This is a genomic window from Nocardia barduliensis (assembly GCF_013315795.1).
GTDB lineage: Bacteria > Actinomycetota > Actinomycetes > Mycobacteriales > Mycobacteriaceae > Nocardia > Nocardia barduliensis.
Genome location: NZ_JABLTE010000019.1, coordinates 18,896 through 35,190 on the forward strand (window position 1 = coordinate 18,896; position 16,295 = coordinate 35,190).

A 16,295-nucleotide genomic window follows, 5' to 3' on the forward strand; every position below is an offset into this window, starting at 1 on the left:
CCTGTTGTAAGCTACTCCAGGTTCGCTTCACGGGGTGTGGCGCAGCTTGGTAGCGCGCTTCGTTCGGGACGAAGAGGTCGCAGGTTCAAATCCTGTCACCCCGACTCGTGGTTGAGACGACGGGAAGGCCCCTGACCGGTATCCGGTCGGGGGCCTTCTTTGTGGTCGGGAGCGCCGGGTCTCACAGCCAGGGCGGCCGTCGAATCGGCGTCGGCCGCAGCGGCGGAACAATATCTTGTATCTGCGGCAAGACCTCCGTATCAGCGTCGTCCACTACCAGCTCCACGACGGGGGTCGGCTGGTACGCCTCCGCTTCATCACTGCGACGGCTGTCCAACGCGTTGGTGTGCCCACTCGGAAGGCGAACACCTCGCCACACGCCCGCCCGGAAGCACAGCACTCCCACGAAGACGACTGAGCCGACCCATGGCACCGATACAAGGAGTAATGGCATCGCTCAGAAGTCTCCCTCGATCAGCAGCAGATATGCCGCCTCCAGGTGCACCATGCATTCGTCCGGGTGGTGTTCGCAGTGGAGCTGCAGCAGCTGCCGGGCGCGCTCAACCGTCAATTCCAGTAGGTGGACTCGGCACATCACCTCGGCCAGAACGCCGTCGGCGTGTACGAACGTGCTATGCGCTCCGGGGTTCGATGTCGTCATGCCGGTTCGCCCTCGTACGGCGCGGCGGCCTTGCGCGGGCAGCGCTTCGCCCGGCAGGCCACGCGGTAGCGCATCACCGTGGGTGCCTGCGAGATCGTGAACGGCACGCTTGGCGCCTCAGGGCGACTTCATCGCGCATGGCGACGAGTGGGTAGACGGCAAGGGATTTGGTGGGCATGGCGCTGTACTTCCTTCCGATCCGGAGCGGCGAAGGTTCGGGCGGTACCGGCACCGGGGGCTTGCGCCACCGGCCTGCCACTCTGGCGAGCTGGTGCGCCGTGCGGAAGTACGGCGTCGTCCCGGTGCCGGATACCCAGCGAACCGTACGGCTGAAAACCCGCCTGTCTCCGGTTGAATGCCGAAACCTGTTGAAACATATGGAGATCGATATATGGTGCGGGCGGGCCAAATTCAATTGGTAGATAACACTTGACGACTATCTACGACCATACGACGCGGCAGGGGGTACCGAAGATGTATATGACGACGGGCGAGACCATCCGCCGGATTCGCAAATCCGCCGGAATGACCCAGGCGGAACTCGGCGCGCTCATTCACTTCACACAACCTGCCATCTCGCAGCTGGAACATGACGGCCCCGCCGTTTACGATGTCCGCGTTCTCCGCCGTGTGGCAAAAGCGCTGCAAGTACCGATGACCATACTGGCGGTGCAATCGGATGAGGAGGCGGATGTGAACCGACGTCAGTTCTTCAGAACCGGGACAGTCGGTGCCGCAGTGGTGGCAGGCCAAGGGCAGAACCCTGGTGTCGCGGTCCCGGGCGCGGAGGTGCGGGTGGACAAATCGGACGTCGAGCGGATCATGAGCAATATCAACCAGATCCATGAGCTTCAACTGGTGGCGGGAGGCGATCGCTTGTGCGCAGTCGCGGCCAACGAAGTGCGGTATGTCGAGCAGTTGCTGGACGCGGGTAGCTACACCGACCAAGTAGGCAAGCTGCTGACCGGCGCCGCTGCCGAGATGATGACTGCCGCAGGCTGGGTCCACTATGACGCCGGCCGTTGGCGCGAAGCCCGACGCTATTACGCCGATGCCGCACACGCCGCCACGGTCGCGGGCGATGGCATCGCCGCGGCCCATGCGTGGATCAACGCATGCCTGCTGTCGTACCGGGAGGGTTCACGGCCAAAGGAAGGTGTTCAACTGGCCGAAGCCGCACAGCTCGCCGCCCGACGCGAGGGCGGTCCGAAGCTGCGAGCCTTGGCAGCGATTCGAGAAGCCGAAGCCCATAGTGTGATTGGTGACCGGACTGCCATGGTGTCAGCGGTCAGCCGGGCGCACCGCGCCTACGAGTCGACCAGGGGGCATGACCCCGATTATCTCGTTCACTTGCCCGAAGCCCAGATCAGCGGCCTTACCGGACTGGCCTTTATGCACCTGGGCGACTACCAGACGGCGACCACATACCTGCGGTCCGCCATCAACGGAACTGCGGCTTACCCGCGTGAACGGACCGCCTGGCAGATTCGCCTGGCCCAGAACATGATTCAGGCCGAGGTCATCGACGACGGCTGCACCCTACTGACTGACAATTTTGCCCACATTCGGGCAGTGGCATCAACCCGGCTCCAGAGCGCTCTCAGCGAAATCGTCAACCAGCTGCGGTCGTACTCGACGGTGCCGGAGGCACGAGCGTTCCTCGGGATGTGGATGGCTGGGTGATGTTACGCGCCGCTACCAATGTAGTCAGCAACCCGGTCACGGAGCTTTTCATATCGCAACCGGGTGCTCTCGTACGAGAGGCAATACTCGCGAGTTGAGGAGTATCGACCCTTCTTTTCTGTCGGCTTCGTGAACATCGTTCCCTCCGGGAACTGCTGCCGGGTCAGGTCGATCATCTTGCCGTCTACGATATTCAAATAGTGCGATACTGTTTCATTGTTCGGAAGGGTAGCGATCGTGTTGAGAATATGCCCGCCGAGGTAATCTTGCACCACACACGCGGTGACGGCGCATTGCCCCTTGGCACCGTTATCTTCCGTCCAGCCGGGAGCACTACTAGTATCTGCGGACCAGGATTTGTGGAGCGCACTTGCTAAAGCTTCCAGCGTTCCAAAACTCACGCACCTAGCATATCGCGCTGGGTACTTCGCTCACCGAGAAGCATCCAGGTTGTTTGTTGACCGGTACACGGTCGGGGCCTTCTTTTGTGGGCACGAGACAGCGAACTCGTGGCACTCGGCGGTGACCTCCGAACCGCTCCCGCGTCCCTCGATAGCCGGTTAGCCTCGGAGCACGATCGACCCGAATCCGAAGGGCAGCACCAGCTATGCACGGATCCACTTCCCACGATGCAGTCGAGGGCCTGCTCAGCGGCAAGACCGCGGTGATCACCGGAGCCAGCCGTGGTATCGGCTTGGCGATCGCGGTCAGGTTCGCGGCGGAGGGGGCGAACGTCGCGATGATCGCCCGTACTCAGGAGCCGCATCCCAAGCTGCCGGGCACCATCCACACCGCCGCCGCGCGTGCGGAGGCCGCGGGTGGTGATGTGCTGCCGCTGGTGGCGGATGTGCGCGACGACAAGGCGATGGCGGAGGCGGTCGAGCGGGTCGTCGACCGGTTCGGTGGCATCGACATCCTGGTCAACAACGCCGGATCGGTCGATCTGACCGCTGCCGAGCAGATCGGCATGCAGCGCTACGACCACATGCAGGCGGTGAACCTGCGCGCCCCGTTCCTGCTGTCGAAGCTGGTGCTGCCGCATCTGCGCGTCTCGGCCGGAGCCGGACGGAATCCGCACATCGTCACCCTCTCCCCGCCGCTGAATATGAATCCCGAGTGGGTGGGCAACGGCGTCGCCTACACCGTCTCGAAATACGGTGTCAGCATCGCGACCATCGGTTTGGCCCAGGAGTTCCGGCCCTACGGGATCGCCGTGAACTCGCTGTGGCCGCGCACCAAGATCGACACCGCTGCGGTGCGCAACCTGCTCGGCGGCGCGGAGGCCGTCGCGGCGTCGCGCACCGCGCACATCTGCGCCGACGCCGCCCTGCTCATGGTGACCAGCCCCGCCGCGACCTACACCGGCCAACTGCTGCTCGACGAGGACGTGCTGACCGCCAACGGCGTGACGGATCTGGACCGATACCGTGTCGTCCCGGGCGACGGCGCGCTGGCCACCGACTTGTTCGTCGACGCGTAGCAATACGGGTGGTGACGCGCGCGCACGGGATCGTCACCGCCCGTGCCCGTTTCGAAGCCGAAGACGTGCTGACCGACACGATCGATCAACTCTGGACGGCCGGATACGGGTTCGTGACGGCGCTGGCGCGAAAGAGCTGGGCTCGCCACAGATGCCCGCGCCGGCCGGACCTGAGCGATCGCCACGAACAGGGCGGCCCGCCGCTTACGACGACTCCGACACGTGGGTCACTTGCCGCTTTACGAGTAAATGGATCGAATGCGGGAATATCATCGCTGAAGTCCTGATCCCGCAATCGACGAAAGGTCGGCAGATGAGCAAGCCCGTCGATGGCGTGCGCGCAGACGAATCGCTGTCCGGGAAGACCGTGCTGGTGACGGCGGCCTACACCGGCCTCGGCAGGTCGATCGCGAAAACGCTCGCCGCGCAAGGCGCTCACGTCGTGATCCAGCATCCGCACTTCCCGGAGCCCGCCGCGGAGGTGGTCAAGGAGATCACCGAGGCGGGCGGCACGGCGCAGGCGCTCGCGGCGGACATCGGCGATCGCACCGAGTACGAGGAACTGGTGCAGGTGCTGCTGGAGGAATGCGGCGGTTGGCACGTGCTGGTCAACACCGCGGCGGTGCCGGAATCCGAGCCGTTCCCCAAGCTCAGCTCGGAGGCGTTCGACAGCCATTTCGCCACGACGGTGAAGGGCGTGTTCCACGGTCTCCAGCTGGCCCTCCAGCATCTGGCCGACGAGGGCCGGGTCATCACGGTCTGCGATCCCGCCGATCCGGGCAGCGCGGTGCACGACGCGACGCGCGGCGCGGTCGAGCAGCTCGGCCAGGCCGTGGCCCCGGACTTCGTGCCGCGGCGGATCACCGTCAACACGGTCAGCTACGGGGCCGGCACGACCGACAACGCGGAACTCGAAGTCGCCCTTGCCGCGATCACTCCGGCCGAGCCCGCGGCGGTGGTCGCCTACCTGGCCGGCGACGCGGCGAGCACGGTGAACGCGCAGGTCATCCGGCTCGACGCCGCGGGAACGCCGCCGCGGTAGACCCGGCGGCGTGCCCGTCACGTCAGTGGACCATCACGCGACGATCGTGCCGCCGTAGGTGGTGAAGCCGCGGCCCAACGCCTGGCAGCCGAAGCTGCCGTGGAAGCCGACCTGGCAGGTCGCTCCCGCGTGCGCGATGATCGGACCCCACTGTCCCGAGCCGGTCTGCACGTCGTAGATGCTGGGATTGCCGCCCGGCAGCGTGTAGGGGGTGCCCAGGTCGAAGGTCGGATGCGCGGGCAGCCACGGCTGGTCGATCACGATCTCGCTCACCTTCACCGGCACCGGCACGTAGGTGTCCCCGATGTAGTAGCTCAGGTGCAGGGGAGAGGCGAAATCGCAGCCGACGGAACCATTCCCGAAGATCGCGCAGTTGGTGCCACCCACCGAGAAGTAGACCGTGCCCGGGTCGGCCTGTGCGTTACCCGCCGCGATGATCGGCGCCACCGCTACGGCGGCGAGTGCTCCGGCGAACTTCGTGCTGCGCTTCATACCGTCTCCTTGGTGATTCGCTGAGGGACAACCGACTCGACAACTCTGTCGAAACCGCGCCGGATTCCGTTTCGCCCAGCGTCGGGCACAGCGTGGTGAGCAGACGCTAACGCGGCGATAACTTACGGACACCCCACCGAAATGCGAGGTCAATAGCGTACACAGCCATGTCGACACGGATAGCCACCTTGGCGGACGCGGCGGGCAAACCGCTGCGCGACGTGGTGTACGCGGCGCTGCGCAGCGAGCTCATGAACGGGGACATCAAGTTCGGCGAACGCCTGACCGAGCCGAAATTGTCGGCGCGATTCGGCATCTCGCGCACGCCGATCCGGGAAGCGTTGACCGTGCTGTGCTCGGATGGACTGCTGCAACGCGAAGAGTACGGTTTCAGCCCGGTGCGCCCGAGCATCCCCCTGATCCGCGACCTGTACGAGCTGCGAATCACCCTGGAACTGGGCGGTCTCCAGCGCGCCATGACCAACCCGGCCGTCACGCACGATCGGGAACTGCTGGAAGCCGAGCGCGCCGCCTGGCTGCAACTGCGCGCAGACCCGCCCGAACAGGAACCCGGTTTCGTGGTGCGCGACGAGGAATTCCACGTCACGCTGCTGACCGCGGCGGGCAACACCGAGATGGTGCGCGCGCTCAAGGCGGTGAACTCCCGTATCCGCCACGTGCGCATGTACGACTTCATGGTCAACAACCGGATCGAGACCACAATTGCCGAGCATCTCGGCATCCTGGACGCCGTGCTGGCCGACGATCTCCCGCTGGCCTACCGGCTGCTGCACACGCACATCGGTGAATCGCTGGACGTGGTGCTCGAACGAGTCACCCGCGCGATCACGGCGATGTCGCTGGCCACGGATTAGCAGGGAGCGGTTGTGGGGCTGGAATTCGATACGGTGCTCGTCGCCAATCGCGGCGAGATCGCCTGCCGCATCATGCGTACCGCACGGGCGCTCGGGTTGAAGACGGTCGCGGTGTACTCCGACGCCGACGTGGGCGCCGCGCACGTCGAGAACGCCGACGTGGCGGTGCGTCTGGGTCCTGGCCCCGCCGCGGCGTCCTACCTGCGCGCCGACCTGGTGGTCGAGGCGGCCTTGGCGACCGGAGCCGGGGCGATTCATCCCGGCTACGGATTCCTCTCGGAGAACGCCGATTTCGCCACCGCGATATCGGACGCGGGGATCGCCTTCGTCGGGCCTACGCCCGAGCAGCTGCGCGTCTTCGGTGACAAACACACCGCCCGCGCGGCGGCACGCGCGGTCGGCGTGCCGCTCGTACCGGGCAGCGACCTGCTCGAATCAGTCGATCACGCGGTGGCGGAGGCGGAGCGGATCGGCTTCCCCGTGATGCTCAAGGCGGTCGGCGGCGGTGGCGGCATCGGTATGCAGGCTTGTTTCGGCCAGGACGAGGTGCGCACGGCCTACGAACGCGTGCAGCGCGTCGCGGCGTCGAACTTCGGCTCGACGGGCGTCTTCCTGGAACGTTTCGTCGCACGGGCCAGGCATGTCGAGGTGCAGCTGTTCGGCGACGGCCACGGCCGCGTCGTCAGCCTCGGCACCCGGGACTGCTCACTGCAACGCCGGAACCAGAAGGTGATCGAGGAGGCGCCCGCGCCGGGACTCACCGAGGCGTTGTCGCAACGCCTGCTGGCCGCGTCCCGGGAACTCGCCCGCTCGGTCGGGTACCGCTCGGCCGGGACGGTCGAGTTCGTGTACGACACCGACGACGGCACCGCGTCGTTCCTGGAGATGAACACCCGTCTTCAGGTCGAACATCCGGTCACCGAGGCGGTCACCGGCGTCGACCTGGTGGCCTGGATGTTGCGCCTGGCCGGCGGCGACACCTCGATGGTGGACGAGCTGCCGGAGAGCGGACCGGCGATCACCGGCCACGCCGTGGAGGCGCGCGTCTACGCGGAGGACCCCGGCCACGATTACCGCCCGAGCGCTGGTCTGGTCACGGCCGCGCGCTTCCCGGCCGACGTGCGGGTCGACACCTGGGTAGGCACCGGCTCGGAGGTCGGTCCGTATTACGACCCGCTGCTGGCCAAGGTGATCAGTTCGGGCGAGAGCCGCACGGAGGCGTTCGCCGCGTTGCGCACCGCGCTGGTCGCCACCCGGATCTACGGCGTGCAGACGAATCTGCCCCAATTGCGCCGAGCCGCGGGCGACGCCCGGGTGCTGGCCACCGAGCACACCACTACGACCCTGGCCGATATCCACCCGGTCGGGCGGCGCATCGATGTGCTGCGCGGCGGGACCATGACCACGGTGCAGGACTACCCAGGCCGGATCGGATTGTGGGAGGTCGGCATTCCGCCGTCCGGTCCGATGGACGACCTCTCCTTCACCCTCGCCAATACCGCGGTCGGCAATCCGGTCGGCGTCCCCGCACTCGAATGCACCTTGCAAGGCCCGCAATTGCGATTCTCCGACACCACGGTCGTATGCGTGACCGGCGCGCCGACCCCCGTGCTGGTGGACGGCCACCCGGTGGCCATGTGGGAGCCGGTCACCGTGGCCGCGGGCGCGGTGCTGGATATCGGCGCACCCACCGACACCGGACTGCGCACCTATCTGGCGGTGCGCGGCGGTATCGATGCCCCGCTCTATCACGGCAGCGCGGCCACCTTCACCCTCGGCGGATTCGGCGGGGTGACCGGCAAAGCGGTCGCCACCGGCGATGTGCTCGGCATCGCCCCGAAAACCGCCGACGACCTCGGCGTCCCCGCCCCGGTGCCGCCCGAGGTCCGGCCGCGATTCACCCACGACTGGCAGCTCGCGGTCGGTGTCGGTCCGCAGACCTCGCCCGCGTACTTCACCGATGCCGACATGACCCAATTCTGCACGCACCCGTGGCGGGTCGCCAGCCACGCCAACCGCACCGGCATCCGCCTGGAAGGGCCGAAACCGGCCTGGTCGCGGACCGATGGCGGCGAGGCCGGGCTGCACCCGTCCAACCTGCACGACAACCCCTACAGCGTGGGCGCGTTGAACGTCTCCGGTGACACGCCGATTCTGCTCGGCCCGGACGGCCCCAGCCTCGGCGGCTTCGCCTGCCCGCTCACCGTGGTGTCCGCGCATCGCTGGCGGATGGGCCAGTTGCGTCCCGGCGACACGGTGCGTTTCGTGCCGGTCGACGACGCGGAGGCGGCCGCGTTGCGCGCGTCCGACCGCGGGCGCGTGCCGGACCTGGTCCCCGATGCTGCCGCGGCCCTGCGTGATCGCGGCGTCCTCGGCGGCATCGAGGCGACTCAGGACCGTCCGCGGGTGCGGTACCTGCGCGGCGGGGACGACAACGTGCTGGTCGAATACGGCGAGATGGTGCTGGATCTCGGGCTGCGGATGCGGGTGCACGCGCTGGCCGAGGCCCTCGCCGGCGCCCGGCTGCCCGGCATTCTGGACGTGACGCCGGGCGTCCGATCCCTGCACATCCACTTCGATCCCGAGGTGCTGCCGCAGTACCGATTGCTCGGCACGCTGGCCGAACTCGAACTCGAGCTGCCCGCCACGACCGACCTGGTGGTGCCGAGCCGCACCATCCGGCTGCCGTTGTCGTTCGACGACCCGTCCATCGCCGAGGCGATCGACCGCTATCGCAGCGGCGTGCGCGACACCGCGCCCTGGCTGCCGTCCAACATCGAGTTCATCCGCCGCATCAACGGGCTCGACAGCGTCGAGGACGTGCGCGGCACCGTCTTCGACGCCGAATACCTCGTCCTCGGACTCGGCGACGTGTATCTCGGTGCGCCGCTGGCCGTTCCGCTCGATCCGCGCCACCGCTTGGTCACCACCAAGTACAACCCGGCGCGGACCTGGACCCCGTCCGACGCCGTCGGAATCGGCGGCAAGTACCTGTGCGTGTACGGGATGGCCTCCCCCGGCGGCTACCAGCTGATCGGCCGCACCGTGCCGATCTGGTCCAGCTATCGGCAGTCCGCGCCGCTCGAAGCGGGCACGCCGTGGCTGTTCCGGTTCTTCGACCGCATCGTCTGGGAGCCGGTCGGCGCCGAGCAGTTGCTCGAATACCGTGCGGCGGCCGAAGCGGGCCGGTTCGACGCGGAGGTGAGCGAAGGCAGTTTCGCCCTCGCCGACCATCTGCGGCTGTTGCGCACCGAGGCCGACGCCATCGCCGAGTTCGAGACCAGGCAGGCGGCCGCGTTCGAGGCGGAGAAACAGGCATGGCGGGCGGCGGGCGAGTTCGAACGCACCACCGTCGCGCCGGTCGCCGCACCGGTCGAGGACCCGCTGGCCGGGGTGCCCGGCGGCGCGGGCGTGGTGACCGCGCCGATGGTCGGCAACGTCTGGCGGGTGGAGGTCGAGCCGGGACAGCACGTCACGGCCGGTGCGCCGGTCGTCGTCCTGGAGGCGATGAAACTCGAACTGCCGGTGCACAGCCCCACCGATGGCACCGTGTTGAAGGTCCTGACCACCCCCGGCGCCAAAGTCGAGCCGGGGACTCCCCTAGTCGTGATCGGAGTCGACTGAATGCCCCCAGGCGTCCCAGGCAACCCGGCTGACCCCGTCGCACGCGTCGCGGCCGCCTATCGGCGGATCGCCGAGGTCGATCGGCCGGAGGTGTGGATCACGCTGCGACCGGAAGCCGAGGTCGCCGCCGAAGCCGCGGCGCTCGCCCAGCGGCTCACCGCGGGTGCGACGTTGCCGCTGGCCGGACTGCTGGTGGCGGTCAAGGACAACATCGATGTGGCGGGCCTGCCGACCACCGCGGCGTGCCCGGAGTTCGCCTACCTGCCGGAGATCACCGCGGCGGCGGTCGAGCGGTTGACCGCGGCGGGTGCGCTGGTGCTGGGCAAGACGAACCTGGACCAGTTCGCCACCGGACTGGTCGGGACGCGCAGCCCGTACGGCGCGGTGCGCAACGCCCTGGACCCGGAACTGGTGGCCGGCGGATCGAGTTCCGGCTCCGCCGCGGCGGTCGCGCTCGGCGTCGCCGACATCGGCATCGGCACCGACACCGCCGGGTCCGGCCGGGTGCCCGCGGCGCTGCACGGGATCGTCGGCATCAAGGCCACGCTGGGCGTGATCCCGGCGCACGGGACCGTGCCGGCCTGCGCCGACTACGACGCCGTGACGGTCTTCGCCGCCGATCTCGACCTGGCGGTCAGCGCGGCCGCGGTGATGGCGGGCCCGGAGCCGCGCGACCCGCGCAGCCGCACCTGGCCCGCCGACGTCCGGCTGGCCGCCCCGCTCGCGCCGCGGATCGCCGTGCCGCGCGCGGAAGATCTGGCCGCGCTCAGCGGGCCGTATCGGGAAGCGTTCGCCCGCACCGTCGCCGAGGTCGCCGACTCGGGCATGAAAACCGAGGAGATCGACGTCTCCGTCCTGCTGGACGCCGCGCTGCTGCTCTACGACGGCGCGCTCGTCGCCGAACGCTATGCCGCGGTCGGCGCGTTCCTGGACACCGCCCCCGCCGGCGCGGATCCCACCGTCGCCGCCATCATCGGCGCCGCGCGCGCGAAGACCGGACCGGCGTTCGCCGCCGACCTGGACACGCTCGCCCGTACGAAAGCGGCTGCGGCCGAACTGCTGCGCGGTTTCGACGCACTGCTGTTGCCGACGACCACCGAGCACCCGAGCATCGCCGCGGTGCGAGCCGATCCGGTCGGGATCAACCGGCGGATGGGCACCTACACCAATTTCTGCAATCTGCTGGACATGGCCGCCGTCGCCGTCCCCGGCGCGTCGACCGCCGACGGCGCGCCGTTCGGCGTCATGCTGGTCACTCCGGCGTTCGCCGATCAGGTGGCGATCGACCTCGCCGCCCGCCTGCTCGGACTCGACAGCGCGCCACTGCTGGTCGACCACGGTGTCGATCTGGCCGTCTTCGGGGCGCACCTGCGTGGACAACCGTTGCATTGGCAGCTAGAGCAGCTCGGCGCCCGCTTCGTCGGTGACATCCGGACCACCGACGCCTACCGATTGACCGCGCTGGACACCACCCCGCCCAAGCCGGGACTGGTACGTCACGGCCCGGGTCGCGGCGCCGCGATCGAAGGCGAACTCTTCCGCGTCTGCGCGGCCGGATTGGGCGGCTTTCTCGCCGGACTGCCCGCTCCCATGGCCTTGACCAGTATCGAACTGGCCGACGGCCGCGAGGTTGTCGGCTTCACCTGTACCCACGATGCCGCGAGCACCGCCACCGACATCACCCACCTCACGAGCTGGCGCGAGTACCTGCGACATCGCTCCTAGCCGCACCGATGGCCCGTGGTCGCGAGAGTTCCTCGCCGCCGCGGGCCATTCGCCGGTCGCCGGTTTAGACATTTGTGCTAGACACACGTGCAAGTGCCGTGTTAGACATATGTCTGAGACATTTGGTCAAGCCAGTGGGAGTCGAGGAAGTCATGAACGCCAATTCCGTCAACAGCCAGCTCCGCGTGCTCGTCGCGGGCGGCGGCATCGGCGGCAATGCCGTTGCGCTGCAACTGCTCCGCAACGGCATCCGGGCCACCGTGGTGGAACGCGCCGCGGCGCCGCGGCCGGGCGGGCAGGCGGTCGACCTGCGCGGACCCAGCCGGGAAGTGGCCGAGCGCATGGGCATGATGCCCGGCATCCGCGAATACCAGCTCGACGAGCGCGGCATGAAGTACGTCGACGACGCGGGCCGCGAGATCCTCCGCATGCCCGCCGAGATCTTCGACGGCAAGGGCGCGGTCGCCGAGATCGAGATCAGCCGTGGCGATCTCAACCAGGTGCTGCTGGATCTGCTCGCCGCCGAGGGCGGGGTGGACTACCGGTACGGGGAGTGGATCACCGAGATCCGGCAGGACGACGCGGGCGTCGACGTCACTTTCGCCTCCGGCGCCGCCGAGCGATTCGACATCGTGATCGGCGCGGACGGCCTGCACTCCGCCACCCGCCGGATGGTGTTCGGCCCGGAAGAGCAATTCACCACGTACCTGGGCGGCTACATGTCGTTCTTCACGCTGCCACGGCCGGAAGACCTGGAGCCGCACTGGTTCACGATGCATTCGCTGGTCGGTGCCACGGGATTGGGCATGCGGCCCGACGCCGATCCCGCCACCTGCAAGGCGCTCGTCGTGATCCGCGCCGCGGCCGATCCCGCGCTGCGCCGGGACGTCGCCGCGCAGCAGCAGTTCATCCGAGCGCGCCTGGCCGGCGGCGGTTGGGAGTCCGCCCGCATCGCGGAGGCCATGTCCGAGGCGCCGGACTTCTACTTCGATGAGCTGGCCCGTATCGACATGCCGAGCTGGGTCGAGGGCCGGGTGGTCCTGCTCGGCGACGCGGGGTACTGCGGCTCACCGCTCACCGGGCAGGGCACCGCCATGGCACTGGTCGGCGGGTACGTCCTCGCCGGTGAACTCGCCGCGCACGCAGGCAACCCCCGAGCGGGCCTGACCCGCTACGAAGAGGTGCTGCGCCCCTTCGTGCGGAAGGCCCAGCAGTTGCAGCCGGGCGGCTTGAGCGCCATGACGCCCAAGTCGCGCTTGGGCATCCGCGCGGGACACGTACTCAGCAAGCTGATGATGTCCAAGGCGATGCGCCCGCTCGTGCTGCGGATGCTCAGCAAGACCGAGACCTACGATCTGCCCGACTACTCGGCGGTGACCGCCGGGCGCTGAACCCGTGCGTCGCAGTGGGCACGCTCGGACCGGGTTTCCGCGCGCCGGGCGGACGACGTACCGGGATCAGTCGATCACGGTGCGTTCGTCGAGCAGGAACGGCAACACGAAATTGCGCAGCATCGCTCGTTCCTCGTCCTCGCCCGCGCCGGGCAGCGTCAGCAGCGACACCATCGCCCGCACCACCCACCGACCGACGCGCTCGGCCGCGAGCGCGGGCAATCCAGGGCGGAAACCGGCGACGAAGTTCGTGGCGAGCGCGTCGATCACGCCCGGCGAATTCGCCAGCTGGGCAACGATGCCCACGTTGGACGGTTCGAACCAGACCGCCAGGTGCGGCGTTTTGCGCACCTCGGCCAGCAGCGCGGTCAACGTGCCGAGCAACTGCTCCCCCGGCTCCGCGCTCGCAGGCACCGCCCGGTCGCGCCACACCCGCTCGACCAACTGACGCGCCTCCCGGCCCGCGAACGCCACGTAGAGCGCTTGCCGGTTCTCGAAGTAGCGATACAGCGTCGCCCTGGAACAGCCTGCGGCGTCCGCGACTTCGGCCATGCCGACACCGTTGACGCCCTTGTCGATGAACAGCGCGCGCACCGCGTCGAGGATGCGCTCACCGGCCAGTTCGGCGCGGCCGTCGGCCAGCCAATCGCCACTCATAGTGTGTCCTCGTCCTCTCCTGGTCCACCGCACTCGCGGCACCGAACTCCGCGGCTCGCGTACACCCACTTCGGGGCGAACGAAGCAGTGTGTGCCCGCGCTGCCCCGACCGCGCTGCCCCGACCGCGCCGCTCAGCCCCTGCACCGGAAGGGCACGGTAGTCGGCCTCCGGACGTACGGGCCGTTCGCATACTCGACCGCGTCGATGTCGACCACGTACTCCGGGAACCGATCGAGCAACTCCTCGAGCGCGACACGGGCCTGCATCCGCGCGGCGGCCGCCCCCAGGCAGTGGTGCGGGCCGTGCCCGAAGGTGAGGATTCGCTGCGGGTTACGGTCGATGTCCAGGTCGGCGGCATCCGCGCCGAACGCCTGCTCGTCCCGGTTGGCGGACCCGAACACCAGCAGCACCTTGCGCCCCGCAGGCACTGTCCGCCCAGCCAGTTCGACATCGCGCGTCGTCGTGCGGGCCAGCCCCTGCACCGGCGAGGTGAGCCGGGCGAACTCCTCCACCGCGACGCGAATCCGGTCCGGCTCCGCGGCGAGCACGGCGCGCTGGTCCGGATTCTGTTGCAGCAGTTGGACCGCGCCGCCCAGCAGGCCCGTCGTGGTGTCGTTGCCCCCCGCCACCATGGTCCAGGTGTAGGCGAGGATCTGGACCAGGCCGCGCACGTCCGTGTCGTCGGCGGCCATTCCCGCCTGGACGAGCAGTGACACGGTGTCCTCGCCCGGATCGGTGCGCCTGCGCTTGATCAGCTCCGCGAAGTACCCCATCATCTCCGCCGACGCCGCCTGTGCCTTGGCGTTCGCCCGATCGATGCTGCCCGCGACGACGGCGTCGGTCCACCCGTCGAACCTCGCTCGATCCTGCTCGGGCACGCCGAGGTAGTGCGCCACCACCATGCTCGGCAGGGGCTTGAACAGCTGCCGGACGACGTCGCCGCCACCCTGGGCCGCGAGGTCGTCCAGCCGGTCGCGCACGAACCGGCGGACCACCGGCTCGACCTCCTCGACCTGCCGCGGCGTGAACCCGCGCGCTACCAGCCTGCGAAAGTCGGTGTGCTGCGGCGGGTCCTGCATCACCAGTGGCGGGTTGTCGGACAGGCCCAGTTCGTCGAGTTCGCCGTATTCCACCGTCAACCCGTCGCGTGAGGAATACGTGTCGCTGTCGCGCGCCCCCGCGTAGACGTGCTCATGGCGGGTGAGCACCCAATAGTCGTTCTCGGGCCGCGCGGGCGGTACGACGTGCTGCACCGGATCGTGCGCACGCAACGCCGCGTACATCTCCCACGGCGAGGCCCACGTGGGGCCGGAACGAAGTTCGAAAACCGGAGCCGACCGATACGCGACGTTCACCATGTATCGACAGTAAGACAAAATACCAAAACTGTCTAGAACCGGTTGCAGTTCGGTGGGCCGATCACCCTTACGACCAGCCCAGCCGCCCTTTCGCCATGCCGGACCCGGCGCCACACACTCGTCGGTTACCTTCGGCAGCGGCAACAACCATTTCGTTGCCGGTCAGCTCCGGGAAGAGCCGGCGCGCGATCGCTGCGCGTCCCGCGTCCGCCGGGCCGGCCACCCCTCGTAGACCGGCCCGGCGGACACCGTCCCCGAGGCCCGGCCTGTCACCCCGCGAGACAGGTCGTTCCCCGGTTCGCACCTCCGGCGGAGGCTTGTCCTCCCTGCGGTAGAAACAATGCAGGCGCGGGCTTGGCGCGCACTTAAGAACTCCTTGCAAGATCAAATCCGCAGGTGAGCGGGCTTTACCAAGTGGTGACCCGGCAAGCGCCTACCGCAGGACCCCGGATCGCGGGATGATGGTGACAAGTGCGCCAAGGAGATTGGGAGCGACGATGGAAACCGTGGTGGTCTGGATTCTGGCCAGCCTGCTCTACTGGTGGGGCCTGCTGTAGGTGTCCGAACCTGGCCGACTACCCCGGCCAGGTCTACTACCGCACGTCGCGGAGCCTTCCGCGCTTCGCAGGCCGGCCTCGCCGTACCTCCGTCGCAAGGCACCTACACCGGAACGCCGCCCCCTGGTAGCGGCGACGACCGGACGATGCGACTGTCCGCCGTGACGGAATCCGTCATGTGGACCGCGTTGCGTGTCGGATCCCGGCGTATGCACCGCCGGGAAGTGCCGCGGCGCTCGATCTCGCTCCACACTCGGACCAGCTGTTCGGAGAAGGAGTGAAGATGCTTACTGTCCTGCCCATCAGGTACGTCGCGGACGTGGCAGCGTGCCGGAAGTTCTACGCGGGTCTCGGCCTCGCGCTCGATCCGGAGGCGAGTCTCGATGTCTGGGCGCAACTCTCGGGTGCGGCGGGCGCGGTCGGACTGCACGACTTCCGGGTGTCGAAAGGTCGCCCGGCCGGATCGGTCGAACTCGGGTTCGCCACCGACGAGAAGCTGGAAGTGGTCGCGGACCGGCTGCGCGCTCGCGGATACGACTACGAGATCCACGACGAGGACTTCGGTCGCAGCCTGCGGGTCATCGATCCGGACGGCGTGACGCTCCAGATCCAGGAGATCGATATGGAAGTCGCCCGGTTTTCCGAATCCGTCTTGGCGGACCAGCCGCGCGGCGAATGACCTGAGCCGTGTCGCCTCCGGTCGGACGCCTCCACGATCGCGACGTCGTCGGCGGACCCGTAGGAGCCGG

General features: G+C 68.3%; 13 protein-coding genes and 1 tRNA gene. 9 read left to right on the forward strand and 5 right to left on the reverse strand.

The window, feature by feature from the left end:
- Window positions 1-30: 30 nt before the first annotated feature.
- A tRNA-Pro gene (locus tag HOV91_RS10985) sits at window positions 31-104 on the forward strand.
- A gap of 353 nt (window positions 105-457) precedes the next feature.
- Here the strand turns inward: HOV91_RS10985 and HOV91_RS10990 are convergent.
- A complete protein-coding gene (locus HOV91_RS10990) occupies window positions 458-661 on the reverse strand; it encodes a hypothetical protein (protein WP_174185342.1) in 204 nt (67 codons plus the stop codon).
- A gap of 474 nt (window positions 662-1,135) precedes the next feature.
- Between HOV91_RS10990 and HOV91_RS10995 the strand changes: the two genes are divergently transcribed.
- Entirely contained in the window at window positions 1,136-2,344 is a 1,209-nt protein-coding gene (locus HOV91_RS10995; RefSeq protein ID WP_174185343.1) for a helix-turn-helix domain-containing protein, read from the forward strand.
- Window positions 2,345-2,346: 2 nt separating this feature from the next.
- Here HOV91_RS10995 and HOV91_RS11000 read toward each other — a convergent pair whose 3' ends face one another.
- The gene (locus tag HOV91_RS11000; protein ID WP_174185344.1) at window positions 2,347-2,745 is read right to left on the reverse strand and encodes a YunG family protein; all 399 of its coding nucleotides are present in this window, start codon (window positions 2,743-2,745) and stop codon (window positions 2,347-2,349) included.
- Window positions 2,746-2,951: 206 nt separating this feature from the next.
- On the opposite strand from HOV91_RS11000, the gene HOV91_RS11005 reads away from it, so the two are divergent.
- Window positions 2,952-3,824 carry an SDR family oxidoreductase gene (locus HOV91_RS11005; RefSeq protein ID WP_174185345.1) on the forward strand — a complete coding sequence of 291 codons (873 nt, stop codon included), beginning with the start codon at window positions 2,952-2,954 and terminating at the stop codon, window positions 3,822-3,824.
- A 313-nt stretch (window positions 3,825-4,137) separates the two neighbouring features.
- Window positions 4,138-4,866 (forward strand): SDR family NAD(P)-dependent oxidoreductase, encoded by a 729-nt coding sequence (locus HOV91_RS11010; protein ID WP_174185346.1) that lies wholly within the window; start codon window positions 4,138-4,140, stop codon window positions 4,864-4,866.
- A 33-nt stretch (window positions 4,867-4,899) separates the two neighbouring features.
- Here the strand turns inward: HOV91_RS11010 and HOV91_RS11015 are convergent, their stop codons facing one another.
- On the reverse strand, window positions 4,900-5,358 hold the full coding sequence (locus HOV91_RS11015; protein ID WP_174185347.1) for a hypothetical protein: 459 nt from the start codon (window positions 5,356-5,358) through the stop codon (window positions 4,900-4,902).
- Between the two features lie 167 nt (window positions 5,359-5,525).
- Between HOV91_RS11015 and HOV91_RS11020 the strand changes: the two genes are divergently transcribed.
- The 4 genes from HOV91_RS11020 (at window position 5,526) to HOV91_RS11035 (ending at window position 12,973) form a co-directional block, all read left to right on the forward strand.
- The gene (locus HOV91_RS11020; RefSeq protein WP_174185348.1) at window positions 5,526-6,233 is read left to right on the forward strand and encodes a GntR family transcriptional regulator; all 708 of its coding nucleotides are present in this window, start codon (window positions 5,526-5,528) and stop codon (window positions 6,231-6,233) included.
- Window positions 6,234-6,245: 12 nt separating this feature from the next.
- Complete coding sequence (uca, locus tag HOV91_RS11025) at window positions 6,246-9,857, forward strand: urea carboxylase (protein ID WP_174185349.1); 3,612 nt, start codon at window positions 6,246-6,248, stop codon at window positions 9,855-9,857.
- A complete protein-coding gene (gene atzF / locus HOV91_RS11030; RefSeq protein WP_174185350.1) occupies window positions 9,858-11,582 on the forward strand; it encodes an allophanate hydrolase in 1,725 nt (574 codons plus the stop codon).
- A gap of 152 nt (window positions 11,583-11,734) precedes the next feature.
- Window positions 11,735-12,973 (forward strand): FAD-dependent monooxygenase, encoded by a 1,239-nt coding sequence (locus HOV91_RS11035; protein WP_174185351.1) that lies wholly within the window; start codon window positions 11,735-11,737, stop codon window positions 12,971-12,973.
- A gap of 66 nt (window positions 12,974-13,039) precedes the next feature.
- Here HOV91_RS11035 and HOV91_RS11040 read toward each other — a convergent pair whose 3' ends face one another.
- Both HOV91_RS11040 and HOV91_RS11045 read right to left on the reverse strand, forming a co-directional pair.
- Window positions 13,040-13,630, reverse strand: a complete 591-nt coding sequence (locus tag HOV91_RS11040; protein ID WP_174185352.1) for a TetR/AcrR family transcriptional regulator — start codon at window positions 13,628-13,630, stop codon at window positions 13,040-13,042.
- Between the two features lie 132 nt (window positions 13,631-13,762).
- A complete protein-coding gene (locus HOV91_RS11045; protein WP_174185353.1) occupies window positions 13,763-14,989 on the reverse strand; it encodes a cytochrome P450 in 1,227 nt (408 codons plus the stop codon).
- Between the two features lie 840 nt (window positions 14,990-15,829).
- Between HOV91_RS11045 and HOV91_RS11050 the strand changes: the two genes are divergently transcribed.
- A complete protein-coding gene (locus tag HOV91_RS11050) occupies window positions 15,830-16,225 on the forward strand; it encodes a VOC family protein (protein ID WP_174185354.1) in 396 nt (131 codons plus the stop codon).
- Window positions 16,226-16,295 lie beyond the last annotated feature (70 nt).